General features: G+C 72.2%; 10 protein-coding genes and 1 pseudogene. 7 read left to right on the top strand and 4 right to left on the bottom strand.

What is annotated here, in order from left to right:
- Positions 1–31: 31 nt before the first annotated feature.
- A complete protein-coding gene (locus KILIM_RS18395) occupies positions 32–1,285 on the bottom strand; it encodes an aspartate aminotransferase family protein (RefSeq protein ID WP_006594245.1) in 1,254 nt (417 codons plus the stop codon).
- A gap of 230 nt (positions 1,286–1,515) precedes the next feature.
- A complete protein-coding gene (locus KILIM_RS18390) occupies positions 1,516–2,124 on the bottom strand; it encodes a LysE family translocator (protein WP_006594244.1) in 609 nt (202 codons plus the stop codon).
- Between the two features lie 82 nt (positions 2,125–2,206).
- Between KILIM_RS18390 and KILIM_RS18385 the strand changes: the two genes are divergently transcribed.
- Positions 2,207–3,235 carry a LysR family transcriptional regulator gene (locus KILIM_RS18385; RefSeq protein ID WP_006594243.1) on the top strand — a complete coding sequence of 343 codons (1,029 nt, stop codon included), beginning with the start codon at positions 2,207–2,209 and terminating at the stop codon, positions 3,233–3,235.
- Here the strand turns inward: KILIM_RS18385 and KILIM_RS18380 are convergent.
- Both KILIM_RS18380 and KILIM_RS18375 read right to left on the bottom strand, forming a co-directional pair.
- Positions 3,220–3,630: a hypothetical protein gene (locus KILIM_RS18380; RefSeq protein WP_006594242.1), complete on the bottom strand. Its 411-nt coding sequence runs from the start codon at positions 3,628–3,630 to the stop codon at positions 3,220–3,222. The two genes, KILIM_RS18385 and KILIM_RS18380, sit on opposite strands and share 16 nt — an antisense overlap.
- Positions 3,631–4,178: 548 nt before the next feature.
- Entirely contained in the window at positions 4,179–5,522 is a 1,344-nt protein-coding gene (locus KILIM_RS18375) for a glycosyltransferase (protein WP_006594241.1), read from the bottom strand.
- 179 nt (positions 5,523–5,701) lie between these two features.
- Between KILIM_RS18375 and KILIM_RS18370 the strand changes: the two genes are divergently transcribed.
- From KILIM_RS18370 to KILIM_RS24180, 6 genes and pseudogenes are all read left to right on the top strand, one after another.
- Entirely contained in the window at positions 5,702–6,931 is a 1,230-nt protein-coding gene (locus tag KILIM_RS18370) for a toxic anion resistance protein (protein ID WP_006594240.1), read from the top strand.
- A 274-nt stretch (positions 6,932–7,205) separates the two neighbouring features.
- Complete coding sequence (locus KILIM_RS18365) at positions 7,206–7,943, top strand: hypothetical protein (RefSeq protein WP_006594239.1); 738 nt, start codon at positions 7,206–7,208, stop codon at positions 7,941–7,943.
- 49 nt (positions 7,944–7,992) lie between these two features.
- The gene (locus tag KILIM_RS18360; RefSeq protein WP_006594238.1) at positions 7,993–9,822 is read left to right on the top strand and encodes an AAA family ATPase; all 1,830 of its coding nucleotides are present in this window, start codon (positions 7,993–7,995) and stop codon (positions 9,820–9,822) included.
- Positions 9,819–11,162: a hypothetical protein gene (locus KILIM_RS18355; protein WP_006594237.1), complete on the top strand. Its 1,344-nt coding sequence runs from the start codon at positions 9,819–9,821 to the stop codon at positions 11,160–11,162. Before KILIM_RS18360 ends, KILIM_RS18355 begins: the two co-directional genes overlap by 4 nt.
- The gene (locus KILIM_RS18350; protein WP_006594236.1) at positions 11,159–12,310 is read left to right on the top strand and encodes a hypothetical protein; all 1,152 of its coding nucleotides are present in this window, start codon (positions 11,159–11,161) and stop codon (positions 12,308–12,310) included. Before KILIM_RS18355 ends, KILIM_RS18350 begins: the two co-directional genes overlap by 4 nt.
- Positions 12,307–12,672, top strand: a pseudogene (locus tag KILIM_RS24180) (hypothetical protein); the annotation flags it as partial. The gene KILIM_RS18350 and the pseudogene KILIM_RS24180, both read left to right, overlap by 4 nt.

The raw sequence follows: 12,672 nt of genomic DNA, 5'->3' as shown, positions 1-12,672 counted from the left end.
CTTCTAGCCGACCCTGACGCGCCGCCGCCGGTCAGCCGCACGCCTCGTCACACGCGGCGGCGAAACGCTTGAGGCCCTCGTCGACCTCCTCCTCCGAGATGACCAACGCCGGGATGAGCCGCACGACATTGCCCAGCGGACCGCAGGTCAGCGAGAGGAGGTCGTATTTCGTCGTCGTCTGCTGCACGCGGGCGGCGGTGGCGGCGTCCGCATTGCCGTCGGCGTCGGTGAACTCGATGCCCTGCATGAGGCCGTAGCCGCGCACGTCGCCGATCACCGGGTGCTTGGCTTGGATTTGCTTCAACCCGGCCTGCAACTGCTCGCCGCGCGCGCGGGAGTTCTCGACCAGCCCCTCCTCCTCGATGACCCCCAGGGTCGCGACCCCGGCTGCGGCCGCGACCGCATTTCCGCCGTACGTGCCGCCCTGGCTACCCGGCCACGCCTTGCCCATCAGCTCGGCTGACGCGGCGATCGCGCTGATCGGAAAGCCGCTGGCGATGCCCTTGGCGGTAATGAGCACGTCGGGGCTGATGCCGGCGTGCTCGTGCCCCCAGAACTTGCCGGTCCGCCCGCACCCGGCCTGCACCTCGTCGAGGATGAGAACGATGCCGTGCTCGTCGGCGCGCTCGCGCAAGCCCTGGAGGAAGGCGGGCGGGGTGGGCAGGTATCCGCCGTCGCCGAGGGCCGGCTCGATGAGGAAGGCCGCCGTCTCGTTGGCGCCCGTGCGGGTCGCGAAGAGGTAGTCGAGCTCGCGCAGGCAGAAGTCGACGGCGGCCTGCTCGTCCCAGCCGTAGCGGTAGGCGTACGGGAACGGCGCCATGTGCACGCCGCCCATCAGCGGGCTGAATCCGGCGGAGAAGCGGGTGCCGGCGGTCGTCAGCGTGGCGGCGGCGACGGTTCGGCCGTGGAAGCCGCCCTGGAACACCATGATGTTCGGGCGGCCGGTCGCCATCCGGGCCAGTCGCACCGACGCCTCGACGGCCTCCGAGCCGGAGTTGGCGTAGAACACGGAGTCGAGCCCGGCGGGCAGCACCTCGCCGAGCTTCTCCGTGAGCGCCAGCAGCGGCTGGTGCATGACGGTCGTGTACTGGGCGTGGATGATCTTGCCCGCCTGCTCGCTGGCGGCGGCCACGACCTTGGGGTGGCAGTGCCCCGTGCTCGTCACGCCGATGCCGGTCGTGAAGTCGAGATAGTCGCGGCCGTCGGTGCCGTGAATCCAACACCCGCTGGCGTGGTCGACGACGACGGGAGTGGCCTGCTTCAACACCGGGCTCAGGGAGGTCATGCCCGATTCTCATCGCACTCGCCGCCCGATTGTCAACAATCAGAACCCCTCGGTGGGCGCCAGCGCGGTCCACATCTTGGACGATGCGCTCCCTGCCGAGGGTTGCTGTTGCGACCGCAAACGCTCGGCAGGGAGCGCGACACTCGGCCGGAGGTGAGGGGCGGGGCGGCCGCTGGGGGCCGGGGTGGCCGGTGGGCGGCGGCCAGGGGCGGCCGAGGCGAAGGACCGGATCAGAGGGCGGCTTGCACGAGCACGGCGAGGCCGAGCAGGCCGATGACGGCGCCGCTGGCGATCTCGAATCCGCTGGAGGTCAGGAGGCGCTGCACCCGGGCGCCGGTCGCGCCGACCGCGGCGGCCAGCCCCGCCATCCACAGCCACACGACGCCGGCGACGACGAGCGGCACGACGACGATGGCGCCGGGGGTGACGACCGCGGGCAGCGCCGGGGGGAACACCGAGGCGAAGATGAGGCCGGTCTTGGCGTTCGTCAGGCTGCTGATCAGACCCGTCGTCATCGGCCGGGTCGGGGCCGCGACCTGGGCCTTGGCGGCCCGGGCACCCAGGCCCGAGCGGATGATGCGGCTGGCCAGCCACAGCAGGAACAGTCCGCCGCACACCTCGACCCCGGTCATCACCCAGGGGGCCGTGGCCAGCAGCGCCTGCAGGGTGAGCACCGCGAGCACGGCCCAGACGATCATCCCCGCCGAGACGCCGGAGCCGTAGCGCAGGCCGTCACGGACGCTGTGTGCGCTGGAGCGCAGCGCGAGCATGGTGTCTTGGCCGGGCACCGCCGCGAGCACGAACGACGCGAACAGCAACGAGGCGAACTGGATCTGCACTCCCCCAGGCTGCGACGCGAAGACTCTTCAGCACAAGCGAAGATTTCCGTTGCATTGTTCGGTAGCGCCGTAGAGTTGTCGCGTGATCGACACTCATCGGCTGCGGGTCTGGCGGGCGGTCGTCGCGAGCGGATCGGTGCAGGCCGCCGCGCGACACCTGGGCTACACGCCCTCGACCGTCAGCCAGCACCTGCAGCAGTTGCAGCGCGAGACCAAGCTGGTGCTCACCGAGAAGGCCGGCCGCGGCCTGCGACCGACCCCCGCGGGACTCGCGTTGGCGGCCGAGGCCGAACAACTGGAGGTCGAGGTGCACCGCCTCGAGGCGATCGTCGCCGATCTACGGGAGGGTCGCACTCAGGAGTTGGCGATCCGGTGCGCGGCCTCGGTGGCGCACGGGTGGATTCCACCGCTGGCCGCCCGACTGCGCCGCGAGTTGCCGGGCGTCGTGCTCGAGGTGAGCATCGGCGAGCCGCACGAGGGCCCGGGCCGGCGAACGCCCGATCTCATCATTCGCAGCCGGGCGGTCCAGCCAGGCGCCCCCGGCCAGTCCGACGCCGGAAGCGCCGCACGCCCGCGGGGGTACGTGGAGCAGGTCTTGGCGACGGAGGACTTCGTCGTCGTCGTGCCGAGGGACTGGCCGTTAAGCGAACAGAAGAGCGTGCGGATGGCGGAGCTGGCGCAGGTGCCGTGGATCGACAACGTCGTGTACGAGCAGGGCCCCACCCTAGGCATCCTGCTGACCGCATGTCAGGCCGCCGGGTTCACGCCGCGGTGGGCCGCGCGGTGCCACGACCACATCGCGGCAACCGGGCTCGTGGGTGCTGGAGTGGGAGTGACCGCCTTGCCGGTGCTGGCCGCGCGGATGCCGTGGCCCGGTACCGTCATCCTGCCCCTGACCGATCCGACTCCGCAGCGTGGGCTCGTCGCGTGGCAGCGGGCCTCGACCGCACACACTCAGGCCTGCCGGGTGGCGTTGGCGACGCTGCGTGAACTGGCGGGCACGCAGGAGTCGAGCGCGCGGTCAGCCGGAGAAGGCGCGGTGGCCGAGGGTTCGGCGCGGGAGCTGGCGCAACGCGGGCCGCGGGAGGTGAGCGCTCAGACCCAGACGTAGTCGGGGTCGACCCGCAGGTCGCGGCCCACGAGGTAGGCCAGGGCGAGGTCGAAAAGGTCGCCGGACATCGGGCTCCCGTCGACGCACATCTCGTAGGCGGTGAAGACCGCCTCGACGTAGGGGACGGTCACCTCGCCGACCAGGGCGCCGGTGGCGCGGTCGCAGATCAGCTGCCAGGCGAAGAAGCTCGTGAGGCGGGACTCGTGCTCGGCCCAGTCGATGCGCTCGTCGGTGACGACGTGCAGCAACTCGCGGTCGTCCGCGGTGAGGCGGGCGAGGTCGGCGGGCTCGGCGACGATCCAGCGGGTTTCGCCCGTCACGAACCGGCCGCACTCCATCGAGGCGGCGTGTAGCAGCACCGAAAGGTCGAAGCTGCTGGTCGTGGTGTGGTTCATCGTTCACCTCCTGACTCGCTCGTCAGAGTCGTTGTTTGTCTGTGCTGTTCGTTGTCTTCTCAAGTACCGGCGACCGGACCTTTCGGACCCCTCGTCGGCACTGCTTCCCTTTCGGCAGCACCGCCGGAAGCCTGAGCCCTCCGCAGGACTCAATCACCGCCAGTCGGCGTGTGCCGTAACACATTTCCCCCGGGCAGCCAGGAGGCCGCCGAGGGCGGCCCAGTTGGCCTCGCGCGCCACCCGCCCCCAGGTGGCGCCCGTCGAGCGCGACGCTACCGGCTCAGACCACGCCGGAGGGTTTTCGGTTCCTCCGCGCGTCGCCCATCGGTGGCGCTGCCCGGCCGGTACCCCGCGCCGGATGACCGCTGGCGCGTGAAGCAACCGGGTCGTGCCCGCTCAACCTCCCGCATCGGAGGAATGTTCCCGCGCGTTACACCCTGAGCGGCGCAGATGTGCGACGTGACCGAACTCACGGCGTGTTCTGGGTTTGAGCTGGGCCAACTCTGGGCTGATTCACCGGTGACGTGGAGGTTTCCCGCGGCGCAGGCTCAGGATTTTGCGGAGTCGGTAAGGTCGCGCAGCAGTCGCACCCCGCCGGCTCCGGCATCCCTGGCCGCGAACTGCGCCCGAATGCCGAGGAGCCCCTCGGTGAGCTCGGGCGCGACGCGCAGGCGGGCGACCGCGGCGGCGATGTCGCGCGGACCGACGCGGCGACGGATCGACAGGCCGCAGCGGCTCCACTGCACCCGCTGCCCGATGTCGGCCTTCTCTTCGGTCTTGCCGACCTGCAGCACGGGAACGCCGCGTGCCAGCGCCTCGGTGACTCCGGTCCAGCCGCCGTTGGTGACGAACAGCGAGGCGCGCTCCAGCAGCGCGTCGTAGGGCACGAAGGAGTCCGTGAGTACGCGGGCTCGGCGCGTCGGTATGGCGGCGGCGGCCCGCGCCCCTTCGGGCGAGCCGGCGGCGACGAGGATCGTGCAGTCCTCGTCGCCCAGGGCCGCGATCGTCGGAGCGATGAGCTCGGCGATATCGAGGCGCAGGCTGCCCTGGGTGAGCGCCACGACCGGCCGCTCGTCGCACGGTTGCTGTGCCGGGTCGCCGGGCCGCGCCTGCGGCAGCCACGGCGGTAGGTGCGCTCCTCTTGGGCGCCGATACAGGCTGCCGACGAAGCGCACTCCGGCCGCGAGTGGCCGGCGGCGCGGGTACTCCAAACCCGGCACTCCGCCGTGCAGGTGTAGTTGCGCGGAGACACCGGCGGCGAGCACCCCTGCACCGCTCCGGTCCACACCTTCGGGGCGACGCCGGACGCTGCGCTCCCCCGCAACCGCGGGCAGTCCCAGGTCGGCGCGCACCCGCGCCAACTCCTGCGCCGAGCCGGCGAACACCAGGTCGCTGCCGCGGTGCACCACAGTGTTGCGCAGCCGGTAGGGCCAACCGGCGCGGTACGGCAACCCGGCCCCGAACGGCGGCGTGTCGGGGTCGCGGTCGTGCAGCGGACCGTCGCCGTACGTGGCCCACGGCACCCCCTCCGCTTCGGCGGCCAGGCCTGCGCCGTAGGCCAGGGTGTCGGTCAGCACGACGTCGTAGGGCTGGGCGCGCAGCTGGCGCCGGACGTCGGCCGCCCGGCCCGCGGCGCGCCCGACGAGGTGTCGCGCATAGCCACGCCGCACCTGCGCGAGGGTGCCCATGACCGGCATCCCGCCGCTGTCACGGTCCGGATCCCACGCCAACTCGACGTCGATCGGCCGGGCACCCAAGGCCGCGATCGCCGGATGGAAGCGTCGGGGCGCGTGCCAGGTGACGATGTGGCCGGAGTCGACGAGCGCGGCGACGAAGACTGCAGCGTTGAGAGTGTGCGCCGGGATGGGAGTGGTGCTGAGGAAGACGTGCATGGACGCCTCGGAGAGGACCAGGTGCGGATGGTGTTCAGCAGCCTAGGTTGCGCGGCGCGCAGGCGCGTGTCGAGGAGGCGGCGCGGGCGCGAGGCAGTGTCGAACTGATCCGAAGTGCGCGCGTCGTGCGATCCTCGTACCAGGACCGTCCATGGGACACCGAGCACCGGAGGATATCGATGAATCAGCCGTTGACGCCACCGCCCGCCGCCGCGCAGGAGGCACCGGCCCTCACGCTCGAGGCGCCGGCCGCAACGCAGCCCGTGGCCGCGACCTCGGCACCGAAGATGGCACCGGCCGTACCGCAGGAGGCCATCGCCGCCCTCGACGACAAGGTCGAGTCGTATCTGTCGGGGCTGGCGGGCACCGCGACCAAGTCGCCCGAGTTCGACGCCCGAGCCGCCGATGTCCGTTCGATGGGTGACTCCGACATCCGCCGCGCCGCCGAAACCTCGAACAAGCTGCTCAAGACTCCGGTGCAGGCGCTCAACAAGGGCAATCTGACGTCCGGCTCCAAGGTGGGCACCACCTTGCAGCAGCTGCGGCGCACCGTCGAAGACCTCGACCCCAAGCAGGCGTCGGTGCCGCGCCGACTGCTCGGCATGATCCCCATGGGCAACAAGGTCACCGACTACTTCCGGCGCTACGAATCGGCCGAGAAGCAGCTCGATGCGATTCTGCATTCGCTGCGCAACGGCCAGGACGAACTGCTCAAGGACAATGCAGCGCTGAACATGGAGAAGCAGCAGCTGTGGGACTCGATGGGCCGCCTCAATCAGTACGTCTATATCGCCGAACGGCTGGATGCGCGGATCGCGGCCCAGATCGCCGAGATCGAGTCCAGCGACCCCGAGCGGGCCAAGTCGCTGCGTGAGGACGTGCTGTTCTACGTGCGTCAGAAGCACCAGGACCTGCTGACGCAGCTGGCCGTCTCCATCCAGAACTACCTGGCCATCGACATCGTCATCAAGAACAACATCGAGCTCATCAAGGGTGTCGACCGGGCCTCGACGACGACGGTCTCGGCGCTGCGCACCGCGGTCATCGTCGCGCAGGCGTTGAACAACCAGAAGCTGGTGCTCGACCAGATCACCGCGCTGAACACGACGACGAGCAACATGATCCAGTCGACCTCCCAGATGCTCAAGGACAATTCCGTCGCGATCCAGGAGCAGGCCGCCAGCGCCTCCATCGGATTGCCGCAGCTGCAGGCGGCCTTCCAGAACATCTACGACACGATGGATGCCATCGACTCCTTCAAGGTGCAGGCGCTGGACAACATGGCCTCCACCATCGGGGTGCTGGAGTCGGAGGTCATCAAGTCGCGCGAATACCTCGACCGGGTGGCGCGCGGCGACGAGCGCAACCGCACCGGCTCCTTGGACCTCGGTGGGGGCCAGCGACTCTGAGCGCCGCGGCGCCGACGCTTGGGGGGTGTTCGGCGCCATCTGCCGGGGGCTGCGCCGGCTTGATCGGGGCTGGTCAGACCGCGCGGACGAGGTGGCGGTAGGGCGTGGCCGTGAGGTTGTCGGTGGTATCTGACAGGCTGTGCAGACAGGCCGGAACCCGCGCGGTGCGCGGTTCGTAGCGCCACCGTGACCTACTGAGCCGACCTGCGGATGCGGCTGCGGGTCGAGCACGGTGGCGACAGGCCGACGGTTGGAGACGAAGGGGACGCAAGCGATGGCTCTCGGGGACTTCCTGGCCCGCCTCGGCGGGCGAGCTGAACAGCCTGCGCCCGAGCCGGAGGTGGACCGCCCGCCGACCGCCGACGCGCTGCAGGAGGCGCTGGCCCAGACCGAGCGGCTCGTCGACGACGGCTCGGTTCCCTCGCCGGTGACCGCGCGAGTGTTGCGGATCACCGCGACCGTGCGCGACACCATTCCGCGGCTCGACGCACTCGGCGCGGGCAGCGACAAGGCGTACTCGGTCATGGCCACCGCCACCGACTACCTGCCCGAGGCGGTCGGCGGCTACCTGCGGCTGCCGCGACGGTTCGCCGACACCCGACCCGTCGACGGCCCCAAGACCGCGCTCATGGTGCTCGTCGATCAACTCGACCTGCTCGGCGGCACGATGGATGCCGTGTTCGACGCCGTGTGCCGCGACGACGCCAATGCGCTCGTCGCGCACGGGCGCTTCCTCTCCGAGAAATTCGGCGCCGGCAGCCGCGGCGGTGAGTTGGAAGTGCACGGCATCGCCGTCCCGCCGCAGCCGAGTGACACCACATCGGGCGACAGCACGTCGGGCGGCACCCAGCCGGGAGACCCTCAGCCGGTCGGTGCCGCGCACACCCCGCCGCCGGCGAACGAGGAACAAGAACCGGCGTCCGACGGTTCCTCGCCTAAACAGTCGTCCGAGCAGCCGCCTGCGGCGCCGCGGGTCGAGCCGTTGCGTCCCCCGAGCAGCCTGGACCTATGAGCCGCCCCATGCCGACCCGTTCGACTCCGACGCCTCTCCGGGAGCACCGATGAACAACCCGCAGGCCGCTTCGGGCCTCCCCGCAGCGATCGAGCAGCTCGCGCGCGTGGGCGCGAGCGCCGGGTTGCCGCAGGAGCAGGTGCGCACCGAGGGGCGGGCGCTGGCCGCGGGGGTGCTCGAGACCTCCCGTCCCGGCGGGGTGCACCGGCAGTGGCAGGAGGTCATGGGCGGCAGCGTGCAGGACTTCTTCGACGACGCCTCGCGGGGCCGCCGGTTCGCCGCCGGGCCCACCGCGCTGCTGGCGCACCTGCTGGCGGAGGCGCCCGAGTCCGCCGCCGGGTACGCCCGGGCCCTCGGTGAGGTCGCGACCGCCGCGGCCGCGATCCCCGGCGCACCGCGCGAGTCCATCGGGCGGGCCACGATGACCGGCGCGACCCAGTTGCGCGCTGCGGGGGTGGCGGCCCACGTGCCCGGTGTCACCCCACCCGTGGGGGTTCCCGGTGACCGCGCCGCGAGCGGCGCCCACGACGCACCGGCCACTCCTTCTCCGGGCTCTCCGGGCTCCCCGGGCTCTCCGGGCTCTCCGGGCGGGTCGAGCCTCGACTTGGGCCCGCAGGCGAGCACGCCGGCGCCGGCCGCGGGGGTGCCGCTCAACGCGCAGCGGGTGTTGGAGCAGCTCGGCGCGCTCTCGGACTCGACGCGGGCGATCCTGCGCACCCATCTGGGCGGCGCGCCCACCGGTCCGGCGCCGCAGTTCCCAGAGCCGACTCTCTCACCGGGGCCGTACGACAATCCGTCCGACACCACGGGCGCCGGCGACGGGGTTCCGGGAGCGGGTGTTCCCGGCGCGGCCGTCCCAGGGGTCGGAGCCACCCAGGCTGCTGCCGCGGATCCGCCAGGCGCGGCGGAGACCGAACCTGCCCCGGTGGAAAAGAGCGTCGACGAGCTGCTCGCCGAGCTCGATGAGCTCATCGGGCTCAGCCGCGTCAAGCGCGAGGTGCACAAGCAGGTCGCGCTGCTGAAGATGGACCTGCGCCGCCAGGAGGCGGGGCTGAAGACCGCGACGATCACGCGGCACCTGGTGTTCGTCGGCAACCCGGGCACCGGCAAGACGACCGTGGCGCGGCTGGTCGGCGGCATCTACCACGCGCTCGGACTGCTGGATAAGGGCCAACTCATCGAGGTCGACCGCAGCGAGCTCGTCGCCGGTTACCTCGGGCAGACCGCGGAGAAGACCGTCAAGGTCGTCGACTCCGCCGACGGTGGTGTGCTGTTCATCGACGAGGCGTACACGCTGGCCGGCGATCAGTACGGGCAGGAGGCCGTCGACACCCTCGTCAAGGAGATGGAGGATCGCCGCTCCAGCCTGGTGGTCATCGTCGCCGGCTACCCCGAGCCGATGGCCCGGTTCATCGACACCAACCCCGGGCTGGCGAGCCGGTTCCGCACGACGATCACGTTCGACGACTACAGCGACGACGAGATCACGGCGATCCTGACCTCCATGGCGGCCGCCAACGACTACGACCTCTCCCCCAAGGCGCTGACGCGGTTCCGCGAGATCCTGGCCGCCACCGCGCGCGACAGCACGTTCGGCAACGGGCGGTTCGCCCGCAACATGCTCGAAGGGGCGATCGGGCGGCACGCCTGGCGGCTGCAGGACGTCGACGACCCCACCACCGAGCAGCTACGCACCATCGAGATGGGCGACCTGGAAGACCTGCACGACTACGACGACCCCGCCGACACCGTCGAGGACGCCCCCGACGACAAAGGCGCCGGCGACTCCGAGAGCGACGACGCGCCCGCCGACGCGGAGCCAGACGCCGCGGATGCACCGTCGCCGGGCCGCCCGACCAGCGAAGGAGTCGGTTCGTGAGTTCACCCCATTCCGGCGCCGGAGCGGCCGCGCAGGCACCCCCTCCGAGTAACGCCTCGGCCCAAGCCGGCTCGCCGACCCCCGGGCAGTCCACCGCTAACGGCGCCACCGCCACCATCCGACCCAAGCGGAAGGTCGGCCGCCGTGGCGCGACCGCCGCCTCCGCCAGTTCCGCGCCGTCGGCGAACGCTGCGGCGCCGGCTCGCAACACCCCGGCGATGATGCGGCGGCTGTCGGCCTACGGGCTGCTGGCGGGCGTGCTCACCGGGGCCGCCTCCTTCGGAGCGATCACGATCGGCGAGAACGCAGCCCGTTCCACCGCCGCCTCCCTGAACTCGGCCTCCGCGGCGACCCACGCCGCCCAGCAGGTCGAGGCCACGCGCGTTGCGGTCTCCCAGGCCTACCTCGCCGGCGCCGACGCCGCCGGGACGGAGGCGCGCAGCGACATCGCGGCCGCCACGGTGGCGCTGGCGGGCATCTCGACGGCGGGCGCCAGCAACGACTTCAGCCAGGCCATCGTCGCCGCGCAGTCGTCCTTCGCGGGCTACGCGGCTGCTGCGCCGGCCGCCTTGGCCGCCGGTACCGGCAACGCCGCAGCCGGGGCGAGCCTGCGCGAGGCCGACGCCGCCGTCGCCGGCGCCATGAGCGCCGTCGCCGCGCAGGCCCAGGTCGCGGGATCGAACACGAGCGCCGTCTGGTCCGCGGCGGCCCTGCCGATCCTGGTCGGCGGAGCTTCGACCGTGGTGCTGCTCGGTACCGCCTGGTGGCTGGCCCAGCGGACTCGGCGCGTCATCAACCCGCCGCTGCTGCTCGGCACGCTGCTCGTGCTCGGCACCACGGCGGGCGGAGTCGCGGGCGCCGCCGTGCCCACCAACGCACTTGCCGGTGCCAGCACCTCCGGGTACCTCTCCCCCGCGTCCACGGCGCTGGCCACGGGGGCGCAGTCGCGCGCGGCCGAACTGTCGGCCCTGCTGCCCGGGGCCGACGTGGCGGCCGCACAGGCACAGGCCCAGGCCGCCAACACCCAGATGAACGAGCTGACCGCCGTCAACGACTTCAGTCAGGCGGGGCGATCGGCGTGGCTCAGTTATGTCGACGCCCAGCAGCGCAGCCTGGCCGCGGCCGGCACCAACCGCACCACGGCGATCGAGGTGGCGACCGGCACCGGCGCGAGCAGCTACACCGCGTTTACGACGGCCCTGCCCAGCGAGTTCCAGGCGACGACCGCGCCCGGCCCCAACGAGGGCACGCCCTGGTCGTGGCTGGCGCTGCTCGGCGGCATCGCCGGCGGGTCGCTGGCCTGGGTGGGCCTGGACCGCCGGCTGAAGGACTACCGATGAGCAGCCAGTTCGCGATCGCGCCGCAGGCGCCCGGAGCCATGGGTGAGGACGTCGCCGCCGAGGTGCTGCTCGCCTATCTCGACGAGTTGGGCACGTGGCGCGACCGGCGCCGCGTCGAGCTCGACGAACTCGACGAGGCGTGCCTGCGCTCGCCTGAACGCGACGCCCTGACGCCGGACATCCTGCTGTCGATGGCGCTGTGGCAGGCGGTCGCCCAGCGGCACGACCTGCTCGTGGCCACCTGGGACTCCGGCCGGGTGCTCGCCGCCGAGCGGCGCCGGCTGACGACGCTCATCTGGGGTCGGCTCGACCAGCGGGCCGCCGCGGGCAACGCCTTGGCCGTCAGCCTGCCCGAGGCGTGCCGCCTCTCCGACACGTTGGCGGCGTCGCTGCGCTCCCGCCTGCGATTGGAGGGGGCCGAGCCGGACGTGTCGGCGCGGGTGCGTGATCTTCGCGCCTCCGTCGAGCGCATCCGCGACCAAGTCGCCGCGATCCCCGCCAAGAACCGGGAGTCCGCCGAGCAGGTGCTCGTGGGCCTGGACCGCAGGCTCGTCGACGTCACCGAACGAGCTCGACGCGGGGCCGACGTCGGCGGCTTGCTGCCTGCCCTTGAGGCCGAGACGGCACGCACCGAACGCGACCTGATCGTCGCCTCCGCGCAGCGCGCCAAGACCAAGAACGACCTGGCCACCGCCAAGCAACGCCGCGACGAGTTGGCCGCCCGCGGGCAGGCCCTGCGGGGGCTGGCCGCCAAGGCTGTCGCCAGCGTCACTCCCGCGCCGACGCTTGCGGTGCCCGACGTGACGGCGCTCGGCGACCCCGACGCCGCCGGGGTCGGCGAGTACCTCGCGCGCCTCGACCGCGTCGAGGCCGCCCTGGAGGCCGTGTACCGCGCCTACTCGGGGGCGCTGGCCCGTCGGGACGAGCTCGCCGGCCAACTGCAGGGGTACGCGGCGAAGGCCGCCGGGTTGCCGCAGACCGTCGCCGCCGACGTCGCCGGTCTGACCGACCTGGCCCGCGAAGAGCTCGCGCAGACCCCGGTGGCGCTCGACCGGCTCGCGGCCCTGGCCGCCGCCCAACAGGCCTACATCAGCGCCTACGAGCGGGCCGAGCATCCCGCCGCCGCGAAAGAGGGTGGGCAGCGATGAGACCCTGTGCGCAGACCGGCTGCCCCGGCCACTACGTCGACGGGTACTGCGACTACTGCGGTTTTCCCGACCTGGCCGCCCACGGCGGCACCCACTACACCGTGCCCACCGCGACCGCCTCCTCCACCGCGGAGGAGGAAGCTGCGGCCGGAGGCGAGCCGGCGGGTTCGACGCAGGCTGGATCGACGCACGCTGGCTCGGCCCAAGCGGGGTCGGCCCAAGCGGGGTCGGCCCAAGCGGGGTCGGCCCAAGCGGGGTCGGCACCGGCCGGCGGTTGGGGGCCGGGCCGGGCCGAGCCCGGCGGCGAGCCGGCCAGTGGACCGCTGCCGCGCGAGCAACAGCAGGTCGTCGTGCCGCACGTT

Origin of the sequence: Kineosphaera limosa NBRC 100340, from assembly GCF_000298215.1 — a bacterium.
Lineage (GTDB): Bacteria > Actinomycetota > Actinomycetes > Actinomycetales > Dermatophilaceae > Kineosphaera > Kineosphaera limosa.
Note: the sequence above shows the minus strand (reverse complement) of the source record. Positions and strands in the feature narration are given on the sequence as shown.

Bases quoted from the DNA above. Each gene is read 5' to 3' on its own strand.
- KILIM_RS18395 (WP_006594245.1), bottom strand. From the start codon at position 1,285: ATGACCTCCCTGAGCCCGGTGTTGAAGCAGGCCACTCCCGTCGTCGTC.
- KILIM_RS18380 (WP_006594242.1), bottom strand. From the start codon at position 3,630: ATGAACCACACCACGACCAGCAGCTTCGACCTTTCGGTGCTGCTACAC.
- KILIM_RS18375 (WP_006594241.1), bottom strand. From the start codon at position 5,522: ATGCACGTCTTCCTCAGCACCACTCCCATCCCGGCGCACACTCTCAAC.
- KILIM_RS18370 (WP_006594240.1), top strand. From the start codon at position 5,702: ATGAATCAGCCGTTGACGCCACCGCCCGCCGCCGCGCAGGAGGCACCG.
- KILIM_RS18365 (WP_006594239.1), top strand. From the start codon at position 7,206: ATGGCTCTCGGGGACTTCCTGGCCCGCCTCGGCGGGCGAGCTGAACAG.
- KILIM_RS18360 (WP_006594238.1), top strand. From the start codon at position 7,993: ATGAACAACCCGCAGGCCGCTTCGGGCCTCCCCGCAGCGATCGAGCAG.
- KILIM_RS18350 (WP_006594236.1), top strand. From the start codon at position 11,159: ATGAGCAGCCAGTTCGCGATCGCGCCGCAGGCGCCCGGAGCCATGGGT.